This window comes from Paenibacillus sp. J5C2022, from assembly GCF_025567625.1.
Taxonomy (GTDB): Bacteria; Bacillota; Bacilli; order Paenibacillales; family Paenibacillaceae; genus Pristimantibacillus.
Genome location: NZ_JAOQJC010000056.1, coordinates 1 through 22,711 on the forward strand (window position 1 = coordinate 1; position 22,711 = coordinate 22,711).

A 22,711-nucleotide genomic window follows, 5' to 3' on the forward strand; every position below is an offset into this window, starting at 1 on the left:
ATATATAACTGGATTTTATGTATTTCATCTTTCAGTTTGATCCACATGTGCTGGGATAGATGTATTTGTTGTTGTTAACTTCATCAGTAATCGGCTTTTTTACGAGTATTCCCTAATTTAACTGCGTGATTTCCATTAAGATGCGATATAACCCGATGTTTCCTCAACAATAAATGTAGGAAATCCATTTGTCATCACCATAGTAACTCATCATAATCACTCACCATAATCACTCAACTTAGTCACAGCCAGTCAGCCCGGAGAAGCTTACATTTAATCAGGCGCATGCTTTGCGCTACTGGGCGAGGTTGTCGGCCGCATTTCCGTTCAGTCTTATGAATCCTTTACTCACGGGTTGGCTCCAATATTTGAATGTCAAATACATGAATGTCCACCAAAACATGAATTGTATTGAAATTACGATCGTGATATACTCTAAAAAGAAATCGGTTTCTATATGGGTTGATAGCAAGTTTTTTGACAATAACGTTAATTCAGAAAGTATGCAAAGTATCCTGGTTACATCATTACAATTTCTCATTGTTGAGTACTGGGCTAAATCGCGCAATTTCTAGAACTTGACAAGCAATCTGTCTTATTGGACATTATCGTGACATAAGGAGCGGATAGTAAATGAACAATAATGAACTGTTTACTTTTGCGGCTTCTCCCGAGCGTTTGGGAGTTCCATCGTCAGCAATCCTGAACTTCCTTGAGCGGATAGAAAGTGAGCGAGTTTGTATGCATGGTTTTCTGGTGCTGCGTCAGGGGCAGATTGCTTCCGAAGGTTATTGGGCACCGTACACGGAAGATAGCATGCACCGGATGTATTCGGTCAGCAAGAGCTTCGTATCCTTGGCCGTTGGTTTGATGATTGACGAAGGGAAACTGCGGCTGGATGATCGGGTGGCCCGTTATTTCGACGATTTAATACCAGAAGACTTGCATTCCTATTTGGCCGATTCAACTGTGAGGGATTTGTTGATGATGTCCACTGCACATTCTTACACGTCCTATACGCGAACAGATGCTAATTTTGCCAAGACATTTTTTCTGAAGAAGCCTTCGCATCCCCCGGGAACTGTATTTTCCTATGATACTGCAGCTACGGTGATTTTGAATGCGATTGTGGAACGAATAAGCGGCGTCCCTTTCCTGGAGTATATGCGTGATCGTCTGCTTAATCCGGTCGGGTTCACGAAGGAAGCCTGGTGCATCCGTACGCCGGAAGGCACTTCATGGGGAGGTTCCGGTGTCATCTGCAAGCTGAAGGATATGGCAAAGCTGGCATATGTGTGTTTGAACAAAGGTTCATGGAACGGCGTGCAATTGATATCGGAAGATTATATACGCGCAGCGACGTCGAAGCAAATCGACAACTCGCTTGCAGGCAACTACGGTTACGGGTATCAGATATGGATGGAACAGGATAACGGTTTTTCTTTTAGAGGCATGGGTTCCCAGCTCGCGCTATGCTACCCCGAACGGGATCTGCTCTTCGCTTGCATCTCCGATACCCAGGGCCAGGCTAATGGAGAGGCGGCGATCAGGGCGGCATTCCGGGAGGAAATTTGGGCACACATCAGGGATTCCCCCTTGCCTGAGGACACGGCGACTTACGCTAAGCTGCAGAACTGTATCGGGAATCTGGGGATTCTCCCACAGCTGGGGGAACGCTCCTCTTCTTTCACGCAGAAGATCCACGATCAGTGGTATATCCTTGAAGATAATCCGATGGAGATCTCCCGTATGCGTTTCAAGTTCTATGGAGACGAAGGCGTGTGGGAATATTCAAATGCATCCGGAGCGCATACACTCGCCTTCGGCGTTGGAAAAAATGTTGGCGGTCCTTTCCCACAGAACAATTATTTCGGAAATCAGATCGGCTTCATCCCGGGCAGCCATTATCAATGCCTTGCTTCCGCTGCATGGGTCGAAGAGCATAAGCTGAATATGCTGGTCTATGTGACGGATATTTATTTGGGCAGATTTTCCGCATCGTTCGCTTTCGAAGACAATAGGATTTCCGTACATATGATCAAAGCGGCCGAATGGTTCCTGGATGAATACCAAGGCTTTGCCGGCGGAGTTCGGATGGAAGAGACAGAACACACACACTGTTAATTAGATTTGACGGCTCGGCAATAGTGGCCATTGACAGAATTTGATACGGGGAAGATTTTGACGAAGAAGTTGCTGGATGCATCGAGAATCCGCCGACGGCGATAATTGCCTGTAATGACCTGCGGTGATGATTCGGCTAGCAGTAAAGCACAAGCTTCGCGGCTAACCAGCTGCGAAGCTTGTGCTTTTTCGGTGTCATGCATGCTCGAAGAGAATAAATATCGCTACGTCACGAGTGACACTGCTGAAGTTGCTATGTTGAAGTCGCTATGTTGAAGCTGCTACATTGAAGTTGCTATGTTGAAGTTGCAGTGTTGAAGTTGCTATGTTGAAGTTGCAGTGTTGAAGTTGCAGTGTTGAAGTTGCAGTGTTGAAGTTGCTACATTGAAGTCGCTATGTTGAAGCTGCTACATTGAAGTTGCAATGTTGAAGTTAACATGTTGATGTTCTTTTGTTGAAGTCTCTGCGCGTCATATTTTTTTCAGCATTTCGAAGATGTGCAGATCGTTAATCATGTGCACCACCTCGGAGGTGGAAGGCAGCCCGAACTTCTTCAGAATGCTTGTAATCTGCTTCTTGATCGTATCCTGCTCGACGCTTCTCTCCCGGGCAATTTCCTTGCGCGTCTTGTTCTCGCACAGCAGCTTCAGCACCTGCAGCTCGCTAGGCGTCAGCTCGGATATAATCTGCAGCGTGTGGAGCAGGCTGCTCTCGGTCTTCTTGATCCGCATGAACTCGGTGCGGATCTTCTCCGCAATGATAGGCCTGATCGGCGACATGTTGGCATGCGCAAGCCGAATCGCCTCCACAATCTCGACCGGCTCGGCCGTCTTCAGCACATAATCGACGATGCCGCTCTGGAAGGCGGCGAATACGATGCTGTCGTCCTTGTGGACGGTGAGCATGATCATCTTCACCTCAGGCAGCTTCTCGTGAATTTGCTTGGCCGCCTCGATACCGGCGAGCCGGCTCTCCATCTCGATGTCCAGCAGGACGATATCCGGCTGGTGCAGAGCGGCCGCCATGACCGCTTCATAGCCCGACTTGGCCGAGGCGGCGAGCAGCATGTCATCCTGTGCGCCCAATATGCGCTCCAGTCTGCGGCGGTGCGCTTCCATATCGTCGGAGATAATGATTTTGATCGGTCCGCTTGTCATGATGACGTCCCCTCTTTCATGATGCTAGTAATCCCACAATCATAAGTCGTTCGTCTAACGGATCTCGGCGAGCTTATTATGCAGGCATACGTCCTGCTGAATAAGCTAACGGATCTCACAGCACTTATTTACCGGAACACGATTGATTTTCGGCCAGAACGGCAGAAATAAGCTCAGCTGCATCCGTTAGCCTGCAGAATGAGGCAGTTTGTAGCGAATAAGGCTAGTCAGATCCGTAAGAATCAAGCCAGGCAATGGTCACATGCGAACTCAAGGCACTATAGTGCATCACAGTGCACCACAGGCGAACTCAAGGCACTATAGTGCATCACAGTGCATCACACTGCACCACATGCGAACTCAAGGCACCGCAGGGGAATGATTTATTCCCCCCTGAGCGCCTATCCTATCCGTTAATCAAAGGCAGGAGGATGCGGAATACAGCCCCTTCCCCTGGCTTGCTGTCCACTTCGATTTTGCCGTCATGACCGCTGACGATCTGATGGCAGTAGGACAAGCCGATGCCCCAGTTGTTGACGGACGATTTGGTCGTATAGAACGGGGAGAACACCCGCTCCAGCTCCTCGTCGCTCATGCCGGGACCGTTGTCCGCGACCGATATGACGCCCCAATGATTGTGCCGCTCCGTTCCAATGCGCAGCGTTCCCTTGCGGCCGGATTGGCGCAGCGATTCCACGGCGTTCTCGATCATATTCGCGACCGTCTCCTCCATATGGCCGGGGTCCATGTAGACGAGCAACTCCTCCGGGTGATAACGTGCGATGATCTGCGGCTCGTATTGCAGATGCCGGAATCGGTTCATCGCCTTCTCCACCGGCAGCGACAGCGGGTGGGGCTGCAGATTCAACTGGATATGTCCCAGCTTGTTGGCGGCATCGTCAATGCTGCGGAACGAGCGCTCGCATGATTCGAGCATGAGACGAAGACTGTAGGCCGTATCCTCGTCCGAAGCATGCTTGTCCCGCAAATACTCCGCTTCGGAGCGAATGGCGAGCAGATGGTTTTTCAGCGCGTGCGTGAAGGCGCGTACGCCGAGATTCGCAGTGTCGATGCTGTTGTCAACCCGCATGTCCCGGGAACGGTGATAGGCTTCGATCGAGCGGTAACGGAAGAGCAGGTAAAAGATAAAGGCGAACGCAAGTACGACGACGTAAGGAAAGACGGAGAACAACAGCTTGGCGTCGATAATTTGCGGATGCACATAATTGATATAGCCGTCCAGATACGTGGCCCTGACCAGATTCCTGGGCGCCCAGGAGAACATCATGTAATGGATCGCGATAATCGGCATAACGGACAGCGTCTGCACCAAGGCGTAGCGCTTCAAAAACTTGATACGGGGAAATCGGATATAATAAATGGCGAACAGGCTCAACGCGATCATCGGCATGCACCAGTTCATCCACTGCATGATATGTTCGATCCATTGCAGCACATCTCTCCAGATGACAGCGGACGAAGAGGCGTGCGCCCGATTCTGCAGCGCCAGCTGCACCCAGGGATCGAAGAAGCCGATCTGAAGCAGAAGCAGCGCGGTTAGCAGCCCATATATCGGCTTGCTATGCAGCGCGCGGAAGCGGGTGAACGAGAGCGCGAAGCACAAGACGGCGTAATTGTACAGAATGACCCCGCCGTTCAGCATGCGGATCAGCAGCTCCGGGTGAAGGTTGGCCAAGACGAGATAATTCCATGTGCCCGGGCTGAAGTCGAAGAACGCCTGCTGAATCCGGTAATAATAATTGAACTTGCCGATGTACAGAACGAGAGCCACGAACGACAGCACCCATCCCGCAATGACTCCGAACAGGAAGCGGGTAGACAAGCTGTCCCGATTCCGTACAATGAGAAGCACGAAGAAAACGAGGCAAAGAAGCATCACATAGATCATATCGTTCACTCCGAAAGGCGAGATATAGTCCCGGGGGGGAATAAAACTTTCCACTTACCGGGCCGTGTAAGCGCTTATACAATAAAGCCGTAAACTCATCTTAATCGAAACCGAGGGGGAAAGCAAAATGAAAAAAATATGGACCGCCGGCATGGCGTTCATTTTGACAGTGGGATTGCTGGCGGGCTGCAGCGGGGGCAACGGCAATTCGCAGGAGGCAACAGGCGGCTCGCAAGGCGGAAGCTCTTCGTCGGAAGGCAATGCAGAAGGTGGCGGCGGGACGGAGCAAGTGACATTGAAGATGCCCGTGCTTCCTGACGATCTGGAAGCGTTCAAGGCGGCATACGCCGTATTCCAAAAAGAGAATCCCGACATTGCGATCGAATTCGAGACGTATCCCCAGAAGCAATATTACGAAAAACTGAGACTGCAATTGTCCGGCGGAGCCGACTACGACCTGTTCGCCGGCAATCTGGACGTCATGCTGGACACAGGCATTCTGGAGCCGCTCGACGGCTATCTGAAGGACAACAATACGGATATGTCCGGCTACGGCGTGCTGTTGGACAGCATGAAGATCAACGGTCATACGTACGGGCTGCCATACCGCAAGTCGAACTGGATGCTCTATTACAATAAGACGCTGTTCGACGAGTACAACGTGCCTTATCCAAGCGAGGATATGACGTGGGAGGAATTCCGCGAGCTGGCGAAGGCGATGACGCACGGCTCCGGAGCGGACAAGGTGTATGGCGCCTATATGCAGCAGTGGCCGCAGACCTGGTATATGCAAGCGGTGCAGAAGGGCAGCACGATTATCGACAAGGATCTGAGCGAATTCAAGAACGCGCTGCAACTGCGCATGGATATGGAGCAGGAAGGCTCCATTATGAGCTGGTCCGAGCAGAAGTCGACGGGCGCGCATTACAACGCCGCCTTCCAGAAGGGGAATGTCGCAATGAATCTGATCGGCGACTGGCATGTCGCGCAGCTTCGTCAGGCCGAGGATGAAGGCAAGATCGACTTCGACTGGGACGTCGTGCCGATCCCGCATCCGGAAGGCGTATCCGCCAACACGAGTCTTGCGCTTCCCGTCACGCTGATGATCAACAAAAACTCGAAGCATAAGGAAGCGGCGTTCAAGGCTGTCGCCTTCATGACTGGCGCGCAAGGCGCGGAGGTATTCGCCTCCAGAGGCTACTTGACGGGCTTTACGAACGAAGAGATCAAGAAGGCGTACATCGGCGAAGGCAGCCGCAAGCCGGCCAATCTGCATTACTTCCTGGAGCAGAGGGAGTATCCGGAATATCCGATGCTGCCGGGCGTCAAGAACATTATCGTCGGCCAGATCTACACCCAGGAGGGCGAGCTGGCGCTGGCGGGCGAGCAGACGGCGGAGCAGGCGATCAAGCGGATCGAAGAGCGCATTCAAGCGGAATGGGCCAATAAATACGGCGAGGATTTCCAGACGAAATAAACAAGACGGCCGTTAAGCTGAAAGCGAAGGGGAAGGCTTCGGATGGCTGAAGCCTTCCCCTTCTGTCTTTCCAAACTGATGTTGAAGGAGGATGACAATAATGAGAAAGCCGCTGTCCGCGAATGCGCGAAACCGGCTGATCGGTTACTCTTTTTTGCTGCCCAATATTTTAGGCTTTGCGGCGTTTATTCTGCTGCCGGTGCTGGCATCGTTCGTCATGAGCTTCGCGGAATGGAACGGCTTCGGCACGATACGCTTTGTCGGAGTGGACAATTACATCCGGTTAATGGGGGATGCGAACTTTCGCACCTCGCTGATGAACAGCATGCTGTTCACGGTCGTATCCGTTCCGGTGACCTTGTTCCTGTCGATTCTGATTGCTATCGCGCTGAACAAGGGGCTGCGCTGGATTCCGCTATTCCGTACGGCGATCTTCCTGCCGCATATTACGGCTACAATAGCGGTGGCCATCATCTGGCAGCTGCTGTTCAATCCGTCGATGGGGCCGATCAACGAATTGCTGCGCGCCGTTGGCATCGACTCGCCCCCGGGATGGCTATCCTCCACGGATTGGTCGCTGCTGTCGGTTATGATCGTCTATGTGTGGCATTCCATCGGCTATTACATGATTTTATATTTGGCGGGCTTGCAAGGCATACCGTCCCAGTTGTATGAGGCTGCGGAGATCGACGGGGCGGGTGCTGTGAGGAAATTCTTCAACGTGACGCTGCCGATGCTGTCGCCGGTTATCTTCTTCACGACGATTATCGGGGTCATCAATTCGTTCAAGGTGTTCGACCTGATCTTCATCCTGACGCAAGGCGGTCCCGGCCGCTCGACACATGTACTCGTCTACGACATTTACAACACCGCATTCAAGTCGTTCGATTACGGCTATGCCTCCGCGATGGCTTACGTGCTGTTCGTCATTATTCTGCTTATCGCGGTCGTTCAGTTCATCGGACAGAAGAAGTGGGTCAACTACTAACAGGGAGAGGAGGCAACGCCATGAATAGCTATTTGGAGCAAAAAAACGATAAACCGCTCGTAAGCCGCAAGGCCGGCGCAGCGATAAAGAAGGCGTTGTTGTACGGCGTCATGTTGGCAGTCTCGCTGTCGATGATCATCCCATTCGTGTGGATGCTCTCCGCATCGCTCAAGAAGGAGTCGGAAATATTCGGATTTCCGATTCAATGGATTCCGGAGACGTTCTATTGGAGCAATTACGTGGAAGTGTGGACCCGTGTGCCGTTCCTCACTTACTACATGAATACAGTGAAGCTTGCAGTGCTCGTTACGCTGTTCCAGATCGTCACTTGCTCGCTGGCCGCTTACGCATTCGCCAGAGTGCGCTTCCCGGAGCGGGACAAGCTGTTCTTCTTGTACATCGCTACGATGATGATTCCTTATCAGGTGATGATGATTCCGCAATTTATGCTGATGAAGCAGTTCGGTCTGGTCGATTCGCATTGGGCCCTTATTTTGCTCGGTGCCTTCAATCCGTTCGGCGTCTTCCTGTTCAGGCAATTCTACATGACGATACCGGAAGAGCTGTCGGAGGCGGCCCGAATTGACGGATTGAGCGAATTCGGCATTTATTGGCGGATCATTATGCCGCTGACGAAGCCGGCTATTGCCAGTCTCGTCATCTTCACCTTCATGCACTCCTGGAACGACTTTCTCGGTCCGCTCATTTACTTGACCTCAGACAACTTGTACACGCTTCAGCTCGGCATGCAGCACTTCCAGACAGAATACAACACCGAATATGCTCTGCTCATGGCAGCGGCGGTATCCGCGGTTATTCCGACAGTGCTTGTCTATGTGTTCGCACAGAAGTACTTCGTGGAAGGCATGGCCAGCGCCGGAATCAAGGGCTGAGGAGCGCTTGCCCCGGGGTATGTTCATATCTGACACATGGGGTGCGGAATCGACTTATCGCCTGCCGCGGACCGCTTCATTATAATGAATGGAGCTAGGAAAGGGGGGATTGCGGTGCTGCCGCAAACAGCTCAATTAATATATAGCAACCCGCTGCGCTCGGCGTCGGATACGGCTGGCTTCCGGCTGGAAGGGGAGGCGCGCGTCTCGTTCCCCGATGGGGTCATGAGACTGGAGAATACGCTTGATCCGTCGCTTGGGCAGCAATCCAACTTCGTCTATTGGTGTCCGGAGACGTTCCCGTCCGATATCGCCATATCGTGGGAATTCCGTCCGCTGCGGGAACCGGGCCTCGCGATGATGTTCCTGTCGGCTTCGGGTCGGCAAGGCGAGGATTTGTTCGATGCCGGCCTTGCGGAGCGCAGGGGAGAATACGGCCAATATCACAGCGGAGACATCAATGCATTACATGTCTCGTATTTCCGCCGAAGATATCCGGAGGAACGGGCGTTCCATACGTGCAACTTGCGCAAAAGCTACGGGGCCCATCTCGTCTGTCAGGGAGCCGATCCCATTCCGTACGCCGCCGATGCCTCAGCTCCGTACAGGATGCTGATCGTCAAGTGCAAGGAGAAGCTGCAATTGTTCATACAGGAATTGAAAATATTCGAATGGCAGGATGATGGGTTCTCTTGGGGGCCTCTGCTGGGCGGGGGCAAGCTGGGATTCCGGCAGATGGCGCCTCTCGTGGCGGAATACGCCAATCTGCAAGTGTACGATCTTGGGGAGGGAAGGTGAGTCCGATGGATGTCATTGCGCATAACGGCTATGTGTTCTCCTTCGAAGGAGACGTTCCGGAGCAGCTAAGCGCGAGCCCGGGCTCCCGGCTTAGCGTCAGCCGCCTGCATTGCCGGGATGGAGAGCAATCGCTGCGCTGGGACTATCGCCCGGGAGACCGGCTGATCGTCCGTGCACGTATCGGCTACCGGCCGTACGTCTCCAATACGAGGGATCAAGCGATATCGACGTTCGGTCTCTGGATATACTCGGAACAACCGATGAGCGGCAGATTGCAGTTCATATTCGGCAGAGGAGAGCGGGAGGACTGCGCGTTCTCCTGCGGCTTGCAATTCCGAGGCTGGCGAACGGCCAGAGTCGCCTACGCCCGGGATATGGAAGGCGCTCCTGCGGAGGATATGGACACGCTGACGATTCTCGCTCCTGAAGAGGAGGAAGGGACGCTGTTCCTCGACCAGATCATCTCCTGTGCGCCGGTCGATCCCAGGCATCATACGCGCGACGAGCAGGTGCCGTTCGTGAATATGGGGGCGGACGAAGCGGCGAACAGCCATTGGCTCGCTCTGCTGCGCATGGATCGGGCGCTAAGGAGCCGGTTGGCGGAGGAGATGGCGCGGCCGTATGTTGCGGCGGCCGGCTCTCAAGTCGCGGCGGCAAGTCGCAGCGCGGCTTCCGAGCGAGAAGCGCTGGAGACGATGAAGGAACGCTGGGACGAGTGGCTGCTGGACAAATACCGGGACAAGTCTCATTCCTTGGCACAATTGGAAGCGTTCTATCTGGCACTTTGCATTCAACGCAGGCATGATGGGTTAACCGGAAGAACGATCGATGTCGTCCATGTGAAGGATTTCTACCCGTCGTCCGAGCTGAAGAGGCTGCTGGCCTTGAACGATGCGGCGGATCTTCGTCAGGTGACGAACTTCCTGCTGGAGCTGGCCGTTACTTACCGCCAGAGCGGCGACGCCGAGCTGAAGGCGAAGCTGGGACGATGGTTCATCGACACGATGGATCATCTTGAAGACCAGGGCTGGGCTTGGGGCAGCAGCCAGGGAACGGTTCATCATCTGGGCTATAATCTGACCGGCTTATATCCCGCGAGCTATATGATGCGTGAAGAGCTGCGGGAAGCGGGCAAGCTTGAGCGCACACAGCGTGCGCTTCGCTGGTACAGCGGTCTGGGGCGGATCTGCCTGCCGGATGAGGAGACGGAAGGCAACGCGGATATCTTCAATACGACATTGACGGGCATGATATGCTCTCTGTTGCTGATCGAGGAAGAGGACAAGGCGTTCATTCTTATGAAGCGCATGAAGCGGTGGCTGGATCTGAGCTGTCTGCCGGCCCGCGGATTGCGAGCCATGTTCAAGCCCGACGGCGCGGCTTATCATCATGTCAATCATTATCCGGCCTATGCGCTCGGCGGCTTGCAGGGATTGGCGCCGATCGTACGCCTGCTTGCGGGAACGCCTTTCGGCTTGTCCGTCCCCGCGCATGAGACAATCCGCAAGGCTCTTCTCGCGATGCGCTTCTACAGCAATAAGAGAGAATGGCTGCTGGCCATCTCGGGGAGGCATCCTACGGGCAAGTGGGCGCTCGATCCGGAAGTATACGCGGAGATGGCATTGGCAGCAGTGCCCGGCGGCGACAGCGATATCGACCGCGTGATGGCAGCGGCTTATCTGCGCTTGCTGCAGCCGGGCGAAGAGACGGAGACGAGCCGTTATGTTCGTGACCGCGGCGTAGCGGCGGAGTCCGATCCCGTCGGTCACTGGACGATGAATTTCGCATGCGCCGCGTATCATCGGAGAGGGAATTGGCTAGCGGGCGTAAGAGGGTTCAGCCGGTACGTATGGGGCAACGAGACTTACGTGAACTGCAATCTGTACGGCCGATATATCGCCTACGGCCACCTGCAAATATTGGGAGGCGGCGATCCCGTCAATCATCGGGAGAGCGGCTTCGTGCCGGAAGGCTGGAACTGGAACCGGTGGCCGGGAACAACCGCCAAGCATCTTCCCTATGAAGAGCTTCGCGCGGATGTGCGCAATGTCGACCGATTCAGCGGATTCGAGGAGATGACGCTGTCCGACGAAAGCTTTGCCGGGGGAACAAGTCTGGACGGGGCCGACGGCGTATTCGCAATGAAGCTGCATGAGCATGGGAAGTATGACGGCAGCCACCGGGCGCGTAAATCCTACTTCTTCTTCGACCGTCTGATCGTTGCGCTCGGCTCGGATATCGAGAACGACGATGGCGAGCATGCGACGGAGACGACGTTGTTCCAGCACGCGCTAAAGCGGCAGAGCGATCCCACTGTCATTGGCGGGGAAGATGAGGTATGCGCATTCCCGATGCAGACAGTCAGGGAGACAGGCGATGCGTGCTGGCTGATGGACGATTGCGGGAACGGCTACTATGTGCCTGCAGGCCAGACTCTCGGCCTGTCGCGGACCCGACAGACGTCTCCGCATCAGAAGGACGATTCGCCGACGGAGGGGGATTTCGCCACGGCATGGCTGAGCCATGGCGCGGCACCGAGCGGCGGCCGGTATGAATATGCGGTCGTTGTCCAGTCCGATCCGGCAGGGATGGCGCGCATGGCGGAGTCGATATCTTCTGCCGCGACTGCGCCGTACAGCGTACTGCGCCATGACAGGGAAGCTCATATCGTGACGGATCGCCGCAGCGGAACGACCGGCTATGTCCTGTTCGAGAAGACGGAGAATCTGGGAGCGGGCTTGCTGCTCGGCGGGGATACGCCGTGCATCGTCATGCTGCGGGAATGCGATGGCAGCGGGCTTAAGCTTAGTGTAGCCGATCCGGATCTGAGACTGTACGAAGGCGTGGAAGCGGATCAGCTGGAAGAGGACGGCTCGCAGCGGGAGGTCAGTCTGTATTCTCGCGAGTGGGTGCACCATGACGGAGCTGTACACGAGCTGCAGTTGTACTTGGAAGGCATATGGCAGCTGGAACCCGGACATGAACAACTTCGCTTGCAGCACAAGCCAGAGGAGAATGTAACGATCGTGTACGTCAGTTGCAAAGATGCCATTCCTGTAGAGGCGCTGCTGAACAGAAGCCGCACATAGCTGCGGCTCCGGTTCCGGGAACGGGCGGGAGTAAGGGCTGGCCTATCTGGTCGGAATAAAGGCTGGCCCGGCCAGCCTTTGCCATAGGACGTCGTCAGGCTTCTTCTCATCAACATAATGAATACTCCCACCACATACCGATGCTATCGCTTCGGCTGAAGTGGGGGTTTCTGATGTATCATTCCATTTTTCAGGATGCTTGACTAATTCGGATAGAAAGTTGTGGGGGTATTATAAGAAGCTGCGGAAGAGAGCCGATTGGTCTCCCGTGTGGTGCAGGAGCGGACGCTTGCCACAGAGCTATTGGCTCGAAAAGGGTTACTACTTAGGTCCATTCGGTACGAGGTACGCTTGGCGGGGCTATGTGACCAAAATGAGCGATAGCGCACAATTCCCACTACTTTTCCGAGTCTATGTGACCAATTTGAGCGATAGCTCCTACTTTTTGGCGGAATGAGGCTCGCTTGGCGGGGCTATGTGACCAAAATGAGCGATAGCGCACAATTCCCACTACTTTTCCGAGTCTATGTGACCAATTTGAGCGATAGCTCCTACTTTTTGGCGGAATGAGGTACGCTTGGCGGGGCTATGTAACCAAAATGAGCGATAGCGTACAATTCCCACAACTTTTCCGAGTCTATGTGACCAATTTGAGCGATAAGCCCCTACTTGCTCCAGTAGCTAAGTAGTATCCGATAAGGTTGAATTTGCAGACTAGCGGTTGCCCTGGTTATAGTGCCTGGGAAGTGCGATATCGGGTGTCACGGCGAGAAAGAAATAGGCCTCGTTGCGACCGTTACAGCAAAAAAAAGCGGGATTTGAGACGCAATAAGCTCGATGGCCACCGTTAAAACAGTCGTATGGAACGTCCGAAGAACGAATGGGAAAACCTGTCTCCCATCAGGGAGGATTAGTTGGGCTTATAATGCCTGCCGATAATGGGCCATGCTGCAGGGATGGCGATGCGATAGAGAGAAGCTATGCGTCCTTTATTCTGTAAGCGCTTACTGATTGTAGGGGTGAAGCTTCGGAATGCAGAGGAGAGCAGAGCGTGTTGAATAAGGGGGTTGATCTGATGGCAACCGGCAAATCAAAGCTGGAGAACGGCAAATCGAAATCGATATCGGTGTTCTACAAATACTTGCTTTCTTACACGATTGTGCTCGTTGTTCCGCTGCTTGTGCTGGGCGTATTCGGCTATCATCAGCTGGAGGAAGCAATGAATCGGCAGGTGAGAGACAATCAACTGCAATTGCTGGAGAAGCTGGAGGAGGATGTGGACGGCAAGTGGACGCAGATGAACGAGATGGCGGGCAGAATGTCCGTTCATCCCATGCTGACGCCGTATTCGATCCCGGAGTATTTTTCGTCCGCTTTCACGTCCAATCCATTCGTGGATTATTTGATATCGGGCAAGTACTTGAGCGAAATCGTATATTACATTCGCGGAGAACAATATTTGTATTCCTCGGCGAGCACATACCCGCTATCCATGTTCCTGAACGAGGTGTATCCTTACCGCCAGTGGGAGCAGGAGGAGTTCATGGAGGCGATGAACGGAACGCTCAGACCGTTCCTGCAACCCGCCGAGCCGGCGGCGCTGTCCCAGTCGACAAGCGAACGCTACATTACTTATATCGTCCCCGTACCGCTAGGCAGCACCAATCCATACGGTACGGCCGCTTTCGTGATTAAGGAGAAGGAATGGCTGGACGCCGACCATTATCTGTCGGAATACGGGCAGGGCAGTATACTCGTATTCGACGCGGACCTTCGGTTAATTGCCAGCCATGGACAGAGCGATCTGGCGGGGAGCGACGGCATGGAACAGTTCCTTCGTGAGGAGAAAGGGCAATTCGCCATTCGGGAAGAGGGCGGTACGGCGTATTACTGGTCTCAGCAGACATCAGCAACCACCGGCTGGACCTATGTGGTGACGATACCGGTCGGCAACGTTATGAAGCCGATCGACGACACCGTTCGCTCCTGGCTTCAGGCGATGGCGCTTATTCTCGCATTGGGCGGATTCCTTACGTTCGGAGCGCTCTATTACAACTATTATCCCATCAAGAAGCTGGTCAACCTTGCCGAGAAGTATTGGGAGCGTCCCGAAGGAAGCAGGAACGAGCTGGAAGCGGTCGGCTCCGTTATCTCCCGCGCCGCGGAATCGAACAGGGCGCTGGGCCGGAAGATGGAACAGAGCCGCGACGCCGTAAGGGAGCATATGCTGTCGGAGCTGCTCAAGGGACAGATCGAGGACGTCAAGGAATGGAACAGGCATGGCGAGCTGTCCGGCATTCAGCTGAATTGGGAACGGGTGCGCGTCATGGTGCTGGAGGGCGAATGGCTGGACAGGGAGAGCAAGCGGAAGCTGTCCGAGGAGCTGTACGGTCAGCTTAACGAGCATATTCAAGGCTTCTGCAAGGATACGTTGGAGGAGCACCGGCTCATTGTCGTTCTAACGCTCGCCTGCAGCGATGCGGCGCTGGAGCAATGGATCGGCCGGCTTCACCGGCATCTGCAGGCATCGTTCGCCAAGCCGGTCGTGCTCGGCGTAGGGAACGAATACGACAGCTTGAAGCATGCCGGCCGCTCCTGGATCGAAGCCAGTACGGCGGCGGATTACAAGCTCGTCAAGGGCGGAGACAGAGTCATCTTTTTCCGTGAATTGGGACTGCTCGAGGAAGGGGCGTCTCCATATGCCAGACAGGAGCTTGACCGGCTCAGTCTGCTGATCAAGCAAGGGGAGACGACGAGCGCCGGTGATACGGTCAGAGCGATGATGGAACAGATCCGACTGGCGAATACGACGCTCGTCATGGCCCGCTGTCTGTGCTACGACATGATTATTACCGTCATGAACGTCGTGCATGAGCTGAAGCTGGAGTATCCGCGGGCGCAGCTGCAATTCCCCGAAGTATGGACGTTGATGAATTTCGATACGATTGAGGAATTGACCGAACTGATGACGCAAGCATGCACGGGCCTGGCGGAGACGGTTCGGCTCAGCGCGCCTGAGGAGTCTGAGGGGATGATCGACAAGATGGTGGCGTATATTCGGGCCAACGGCAAGAGCTTTCACTTCTCCGTCCAGCAGATGGCGGATGATTTCTCGGTATCGACTTCGTACTTGAGCCGTTACTTCAAGGAGAAGACGGGCAGCACACTCAGCGAGTATGTGCATCAATACCGGATCGAGCAGGCGAAGCGGCTGTTGGTGCAAGACGATCGCCCCGTGAAGGAGCTGATTCAGCATATCGGCTATGCCGATCCGTCCAGCTTCACGAGGAAGTTCAAGCTGGCTGTCGGCATGACGCCTGCGGAATACCGGAAGTGGAAGAGCGCGGACAGGTAAGCGGCTAGTTCACATTTCACCAACGACAGGCGCTTGCTGCATTTCGCACACCGTATCCGCATTTCGCTTATAGCCGGTTGCCGCCGATATGCTTTACATTCGAGAGGAATCATCCGCTGCGGCGGATATCGGCCTGACGAAGGTGACGCCGAACGATAGGCGGAATCCTGCAGGCCATACATGAGCTTGAAGCTGAGGGAGGTGAACCATGTGGAAAATGAAACCGCTATCAAGGGCGAGGTTGAACGAAACGCCGATCGGCAAGCGCGGAAAAAATCCGAAATGTCGGCGGTCAAGAAAATCATGGCTTCCTATCAGCTTTATTTGCTGGTGCTGCCTACGATCGCTTATTTCATCATTTTTCATTATATTCCGATATACGGGGCGCAGATCGCCTTCAAGGATTTCATCGCGATTAAAGGCATAGAGGGAAGTCCCTGGATAGGCTTCGAGCATTTCGAACGTTTTTTCGATTCCTATCAGTTCTGGCTGGTGTTGAAAAATACGCTCGGCATTAACGTATACGAGCTGCTTGTCGCCTTCCCGGCACCGATCGTGCTGGCGTTGCTGCTGAATGCCTTGAGCAATGCCCGCTTCAAGAAGTTCGTCCAGACGGTGACGTATGCGCCGCATTTCATCTCGGTAGTCGTCATCGTCGGCATGCTGAACATCTTCCTGTCGCCGCATAACGGCATCGTCAACGAGCTGATGAGGATGTTCGGCGCGGAGCCGATCTTCTTTATGGGCAGTCCGGAGTGGTTTAAGACCATCTTCGTCTTCTCGGGCATCTGGCAAAATATCGGCTGGTCGACCATCATTTACTTGGCTGCGCTTACGTCGGTCAATCCAAGTCTGCACGAGGCGGCCGTCGTAGACGGCGCAAGCAAGCTGCAGCGCATCGTGTACATCGATCTTCCGTCCATTCTTCCGACGATCGTCATTTTGCTGATTTTGAATATCGGCAACTTTATGTCCGTCGGCTTCGAGAAGGTGTATCTCATGCAAAATTCGCTCAACGTGGACGCATCGGAAATTATTCAAACCTATGTGTACAAGGTGGGCTTGCTCAATGCGCAATACGGTTACTCGGCGGCGATCGGATTGTTCAATTCCGTCATTAACTTTATTCTGCTCCTGTCAGTGAACCGGCTGGCGAAACGATTGAAGCAGAACAGTCTATGGTAGTGGAAGACGATTCATGTTCATGGCGCAAGACGAAGGAGGTGAACGAAGTTGAATTATTCGAACTCGAGGTCGGACAGACTATTCGACTGGATCAATTACGCTGTGCTGGCGCTGCTGTCCCTGTCGGTCATTTATCCGCTGTATTACGTTGCCGTCTCTTCATTCAGCGAACCGAATATGGCTGGCGGAAGTCTCCTGTTCTTGCCGAAGGAATTCACCCTTGAAGGGTACAATCGCATCTTCTCGGACGCATCGATATGGATGGGCTACCGGAATACACTGCTGTATACCGTACTCGGCACCTCCCTTAACATTGTGCTGACATTGACGGCGGGCTATGCGCTGTCCAGGCGAGACATGTACGGCAAAAATGTGTTCATGTTCCTGATCGTGTTCACGATGTTCTTCGGAGGCGGACTTATTCCAACTTACTTGCTCGTCAAGGATCTGAGCATGGTCAATACGATCTGGGCGATGATTATTCCCAATGCCGCTTCGGCGTTCAACATCATCATTACCCGCACCTTCTTCCAGACGACGCTTCCCGGCGAACTGCTGGAGTCGGCGCAAATTGACGGCTGCTCGGATATCCGCTTTTTCCTGCGGATCGCGCTCCCGCTGTCGCTCCCGATCGTTGCCGTCGTCACCTTGTTCTACGCGGTTAACCATTGGAACTCTTACTTCAACGCATTGATATACCTGAAGGATTACGAGTTGCAGCCGCTGCAGATTATTCTGCGCAACATTCTGATCAGCAACGAGATATCGGAGATGTTCGTGGAGGAGGTGCATGATCTGGCCGAGCAGCAGAGAGTGCTGGAGTTAATGAAGTTCGGCGTCATTGTCGTGGCCAGCTTGCCGGTGCTCGTGTTGTACCCGTTCCTGCAGAAATACTTCGTCAAGGGCGTGATGATCGGATCGCTCAAGGAGTAGCGGATGCAGGGGATGGGGCAAAGGGCTTGGCTGCAAGAAGCTACTATTATAATGGGAGGTTATTTCATGAAAACTCGAAAGTCGTGGTTAAAAAGTACAGCCGGTACGGTCATGCTGGCACTGCTGCTCTCTGCCTGCAGCAGCGGTAATGCCGTGAATGAGCCTGCGGGGAACGGACAGAATAGCGAAGGGACCGCGGGTGAGCAGCAAGGTAGCAACTTCAATGTCGAGGGCTACCCGATCGTGAATGAGAAGGCGACATTGAAGCTGGCGGCGTTCCAATCGCCGTCCGGCAAGCATATGAACGATTACTTGTTCTTCAAGGAAGCGGAAGAGAAGACGAATGTGCATATCGATTGGGAGTTGAACCCCGGCGGCAGCGCATGGCAGGAGAAGAAGAATCTGTTGTTCGCGAGCGGCGAGCTGCCGGAAGGCTTCTATGGCCACGGCATCCTGAACGAAGCGACCGATGTCGTGAAGTACGGCTCGCAGGGCGTGCTGATTCCGCTGGAGGAGCTGATTGAGCTGCATGCGCCCAACATCAAGGCGCTGTTCGACGCCAGACCGGATTACCGGAAGGCGCTGACCGCTCCCGACGGGCATATTTACGCGCTGCCGACGATCAATGAAGTGTACGCGGTATCGAAGCCGGCGCTGTTCATCAACAAGAAGTGGCTTGATGCGGTGAATATGCCGCTTCCGGAGACAACGGATGAATTTTATCAGGCTTTGAAAGCGTTCAAGGAGCAGGATGCGAACGGCAATGGCAAGGCGGATGAGATTCCGCTGACGTTCCGCGCGGAGGACTGGAATGCCGATCTCGCTTCCTTCTTCGGCTCATTCGGTCGGGTAGACCGCCGCAACCATATCGTCCTGGAAGAGGGTAACGTCATCTATACGGCGGCTCAGCCGGAGTACAAGCAAGCGATCGAATACTTCCACACGCTGTTCAAGGACGGAATTGCCGATCCGGAGAGCTTCACGCAGGACAGCAAAGTATTCTCCGCCAAGATCAGCCAGAACGATACGGTCGGCGCTTTCATCGCCTGGAACTACAACAGTGTCGGTCTGCCTGAGGACAACGACTTCGTGCCGCTTGCTCCAATGAAGGGACCGGATGGCCATCAGCAATGGGCGGGCTTCATGCCGGGCATCTTGTTCAAGGGCTCCTTCTCGTTGACGAGCGCAGCCAAGCAGCCGGAGGTGGCGATCCGCTGGATCGACTACATGTACGATCCCATGGTCAGCATGCAAGCCGTGCATGGCGTAATCGGTCCCAATCTGGAGGAGCAGGCGGATGGCACATACAAGGTGCTTCCGGTGCCGGAAGGGAAGACCTCCGACGAGTTCAAAGAAGTGCCGAAGACGGCGATGAGCGTATGGGCCCAGACGGAGGATATGCAGGAGAAGGTTGTAAGCGAGAACCAGCAGAAGCTGCCGAAGACGGAGCTGGATGCGCTCTATGAGCCATATCTCGTCTACAATGAATTCCCGAAGGTATACTTCACCGCCGAGGAGGACAGTGAGATCTCCCGCTACATGACGGACATCGGCACTTATACGGATAAAATGTACGCTTCGTGGATGCTGAACGGCGGCAGCGACAAGGATTGGGACGGCTATCTCAAGAAGCTGGAGGATATGGGACTTAGCAAGCTGATCGCAATCTACCAGCAGGCCTACGACCGTTACCAGGCCGGGGAATAGCAAGCATTCATCAACGACATAATAGATTGTACGATCTAGGTCATCCTCGCGCGCCTGTCGACACGTGGCATCAAATAACGGATCATTTATCTAACTGGATTTCATGCTACTGTTACGGCCGAAAATTGCGGTTTTGTGCGATAAAGCCTAATTTACCTGCACAAATTCCATTTGCAGCGTACAACAAGACCGATTCGGCATCAGTAATGACATGGAATCCAATTAGCAGTTATCATCATTGCCGTGTTTCGAATGGATCTGTTAGCTCATGCTAAAACGAGTTGCTGTTCGATTCCATCCCTAATGCGGGAACTTGCAACGGCATGCGCCGCCGGTTGGCGCATGCCGTCTCTTCTGCTGTCCAGCGGGTGGAACAATTCTTTCCCCTTATAGGGGATGCGGCAGGCCGTTATAATGAAGTTATTGGAACGGAGGGGAATGGCAATGAGCAGTGGAAGGCCGAATATCATCTATGTATTCGCCGATCAATGGCGCAGAGGGGCAATGGGATGTATGAAGGACGACCCCGTCATTACGCCGGTCATGGATCGCTTCGCGGAGGACAGCCTGCTATTCACCCAAGCGGTGAGCTGCACGCCGTTATGCTCGCCGCACAGGGCGTCCCTGATGTCCGGACGGTACGCCATGTCTACGGGCGTCTATACGAACTGCAAGCTGGGCGAAGAGATTATGCTGTCGCCGGACGAAGTGTGCATCGGCGACGTGCTGAAGCGGGAAGGATATGCGACCGGCTACATCGGCAAGTGGCATCTTGACCTGCCGGAGCAGAACGTCGAGCAGGAGCCCGCTTCCGGAGCGCGGCATTGGGACGCTTATACGCCCCCGGGATCGAAGCGGCACGGATTCGACTTCTGGTATTCGTACGGCGCATACGATCAGCATCTGAATCCGCATTATTGGACAGACTCGCCGGATATGATCAAGGTGCGCCAATGGTCGCCGGAGCACGAGACGGATGTGGCGCTGCAATTCCTGGAGGAGCGGAGCCGAAGCAAGGAGCAGCCGTTCGCCCTGTTCGTCTCCTGGAATCCGCCTCACTCGCCGTATGAGCTGGTGCCGGAGCGTTATCGCGAATTGTACGAGGAGCTTCCGCTTAAGCTTCGCCCCAATGTATCGGCGCTTGACCCGCTGCAAGTGCATACGGGAGAGACTGTACCTGGCGGCGCTGAGCGTCTGCATCGGATGACGAAGGATTATTACGCGGCGGTAAGCGGACTGGACGAGCAGTTCGGAAGGCTGCTGGACGGATTGCGCCGTCACGGCTTCGACGACAACACGATCGTGGTGCTGACGTCCGACCACGGAGAGCTGCTCGGCTCGCATGGCCTGATGGCGAAGCATTCGTGGCACGAGGAATCGATCGGCATCCCGTTCCTGATCCGCTGGCCGGAGCGGATTGCCCCGGGCACGACCGACGAGCTGCTGAACACGGTGGATATTATGCCGACACTGCTCTCGCTATGCGGGCTGGATGTGCCGGATACGGTGCAAGGCGAGGATCTGTCGGCGGCAATTCGAGGTAATGCCGACAGCAGCGGGGTTGTCCATGCCGGACGATGTGAGCGTTACGCTTATATTAGCGCCTTCCCGGGCAGGAAGGAAGCGATAGACGCCTATCGCGCGGCCGGGCTGGACAACCGGCGTTACGGCTGGCGGGGGTTGCGCTCGCGGCACTATACCTATGTGGTGAACAAGGGCTATGCCCCCGGCGATGCAACAGAGCGATTGCTGTACGATCTGGAGAGAGATCCCCACCAGCTTGAACCGCTGAAGCTGGATCGGGCGGATGCGCATCCCGTTGCCGATCGGATGGAGCGGGAGCTGGCGCTGCGACTGAAGGAGACGGACGACGAATTTACATTATGACGCTATCGGGAGAGGGAGGAATATAGAGATGTGGAAGCAAGCAATTGAGGACGCGGTCGCGAAGACGCAACGGAACGTGTCGGCACATGGACTGACTTACCCGCACATTGACAACGATCAGAAGTATGACTGGGGAGAGAACAACGACTGGATTGAGGGCTTCTATACCGGCATGCTCTGGCTCTGCTACCGCTATACGGGGGATGAAGCGTTCAAGAAGGCCGCTATGGAGCAGGGGAGTGACTTCCGCAAGCGGCTCGACAACGATATCGCGCTGGAGCATCACGATATCGGATTCCTGTACATGCCGTCGGCATTCGCACAGTGGAGACTGGCGGGAGACGAGTCGGCGAAGCGGCTGGCGCTGGACGCCGCCGACAAGCTGCTGGGACGGTGGCGTCCGAAGGGGAACTATATTCAAGCTTGGGGGCCGGCCGGAGATGAGAAGAACGGCGGACGCATTATTATCGACTGCCTGATGAATCTCCCGCTGCTCTATTGGGCGTCCGAGACGACCGGCGAAGCGAAATACAAGGACATCGCCTTCATTCATGCAGAGCAGAGCCTGCGTTATCTGGTGCGGGGGGACGATTCCTCCTATCATACGTTCTACTTCGATCAGGAGAGCGGCATTCCGCTGGGCGGCGGTACGCATCAGGGCTATCACGACGGTTCAACGTGGACGCGCGGCCAGGCTTGGGGCGTATACGGCTTCGCCTTATCCTATCGCTATACGCGCGACCCGCGATTCCTGGAGGCCTCGCGCCGGCTGGCCCGTTACTTCATCGCGCATCTGCCGGAGGATCATGTCGCGTATTGGGACTTCGACGCGCCGATTGAGGCGGGAACGCCGCGGGACAGCTCTGCGTCGGCCATTACCGCTTGCGGCTTGCTTGAGCTGATTGGACATCTGGAAGAGGGAGATGGAGAACGGGCGTACTTCCAGGAGCATGCCCGGCGCATGATGGAATCGCTAGTGAAGCGCTACGCGACCATCGGCGAGGAGGCAGCGGAAGGGCTGATCCGGCACGGCTCCTACAGCGTGCGCACGGGCAATGCGCCGGACAGCTGCATGATCTGGGGCGACTATTATTATCTAGAAGCGCTGTTGCGACTGGAGCGGGGCTTTGCAGGCTTTTGGTATGAGATCAAGTAGAATCCCGCTGTGAAGGCGAGCAATCCCTGAAGCAGTTGTAGATGCTTCAGGGA

At 54.6% G+C, this 22,711-nt stretch carries 14 protein-coding genes; 12 read left to right on the plus strand and 2 right to left on the minus strand.

Going from position 1 to position 22,711, the window contains the following annotated elements; translation table 11 throughout:
* The first annotated feature begins 741 nt into the window (after positions 1–741).
* Entirely contained in the window at positions 742–2,124 is a 1,383-nt protein-coding gene (locus tag M6D81_RS28615; RefSeq protein ID WP_262680746.1) for a serine hydrolase domain-containing protein, read from the plus strand.
* 470 nt (positions 2,125–2,594) lie between these two features.
* On the opposite strand, the gene M6D81_RS28620 is transcribed toward M6D81_RS28615, so the two are convergent.
* Both M6D81_RS28620 and M6D81_RS28625 read right to left on the minus strand, forming a co-directional pair.
* Positions 2,595–3,281, minus strand: a complete 687-nt coding sequence (locus M6D81_RS28620) for a response regulator transcription factor (protein WP_262680747.1) — start codon at positions 3,279–3,281, stop codon at positions 2,595–2,597.
* 406 nt (positions 3,282–3,687) lie between these two features.
* Positions 3,688–5,190, minus strand: a complete 1,503-nt coding sequence (locus tag M6D81_RS28625; RefSeq protein ID WP_262680749.1) for a sensor histidine kinase — start codon at positions 5,188–5,190, stop codon at positions 3,688–3,690.
* Positions 5,191–5,317: 127 nt separating this feature from the next.
* Here M6D81_RS28625 and M6D81_RS28630 point away from each other — a divergent pair, with 127 nt between their 5' ends.
* The 11 genes from M6D81_RS28630 to M6D81_RS28680 all read left to right on the plus strand — a co-directional run bounded on the left by M6D81_RS28630 (position 5,318) and on the right by M6D81_RS28680 (position 22,658).
* Positions 5,318–6,667, plus strand: a complete 1,350-nt coding sequence (locus M6D81_RS28630; RefSeq protein ID WP_262680751.1) for an ABC transporter substrate-binding protein — start codon at positions 5,318–5,320, stop codon at positions 6,665–6,667.
* 100 nt (positions 6,668–6,767) lie between these two features.
* Complete coding sequence (locus M6D81_RS28635) at positions 6,768–7,655, plus strand: carbohydrate ABC transporter permease (RefSeq protein WP_262680753.1); 888 nt, start codon at positions 6,768–6,770, stop codon at positions 7,653–7,655.
* A 20-nt stretch (positions 7,656–7,675) separates the two neighbouring features.
* Positions 7,676–8,548 carry a carbohydrate ABC transporter permease gene (locus M6D81_RS28640; RefSeq protein ID WP_262680754.1) on the plus strand — a complete coding sequence of 291 codons (873 nt, stop codon included), beginning with the start codon at positions 7,676–7,678 and terminating at the stop codon, positions 8,546–8,548.
* A gap of 84 nt (positions 8,549–8,632) precedes the next feature.
* Positions 8,633–9,346 carry a DUF1961 family protein gene (locus tag M6D81_RS28645; RefSeq protein ID WP_262680755.1) on the plus strand — a complete coding sequence of 238 codons (714 nt, stop codon included), beginning with the start codon at positions 8,633–8,635 and terminating at the stop codon, positions 9,344–9,346.
* Positions 9,347–9,351: 5 nt separating this feature from the next.
* Positions 9,352–12,435, plus strand: coding sequence for a chondroitinase family polysaccharide lyase (locus tag M6D81_RS28650; protein WP_262680786.1), 3,084 nt, complete (start codon positions 9,352–9,354; stop codon positions 12,433–12,435).
* A 1,051-nt stretch (positions 12,436–13,486) separates the two neighbouring features.
* Positions 13,487–15,790 (plus strand): helix-turn-helix domain-containing protein, encoded by a 2,304-nt coding sequence (locus M6D81_RS28655; protein WP_262680757.1) that lies wholly within the window; start codon positions 13,487–13,489, stop codon positions 15,788–15,790.
* A gap of 282 nt (positions 15,791–16,072) precedes the next feature.
* Positions 16,073–16,975, plus strand: coding sequence for an ABC transporter permease (locus M6D81_RS28660; protein ID WP_262680788.1), 903 nt, complete (start codon positions 16,073–16,075; stop codon positions 16,973–16,975).
* Positions 16,976–17,023: 48 nt separating this feature from the next.
* On the plus strand, positions 17,024–17,908 hold the full coding sequence (locus M6D81_RS28665; protein WP_262680758.1) for a carbohydrate ABC transporter permease: 885 nt from the start codon (positions 17,024–17,026) through the stop codon (positions 17,906–17,908).
* 66 nt (positions 17,909–17,974) lie between these two features.
* Complete coding sequence (locus tag M6D81_RS28670; protein WP_262680760.1) at positions 17,975–19,615, plus strand: type 2 periplasmic-binding domain-containing protein; 1,641 nt, start codon at positions 17,975–17,977, stop codon at positions 19,613–19,615.
* Positions 19,616–20,059: 444 nt separating this feature from the next.
* On the plus strand, positions 20,060–21,502 hold the full coding sequence (locus M6D81_RS28675) for a sulfatase family protein (RefSeq protein WP_262680761.1): 1,443 nt from the start codon (positions 20,060–20,062) through the stop codon (positions 21,500–21,502).
* 28 nt (positions 21,503–21,530) lie between these two features.
* A complete protein-coding gene (locus M6D81_RS28680) occupies positions 21,531–22,658 on the plus strand; it encodes a glycoside hydrolase family 88 protein (protein WP_262680762.1) in 1,128 nt (375 codons plus the stop codon).
* The last annotated feature ends 53 nt before the right edge of the window (positions 22,659–22,711 follow it).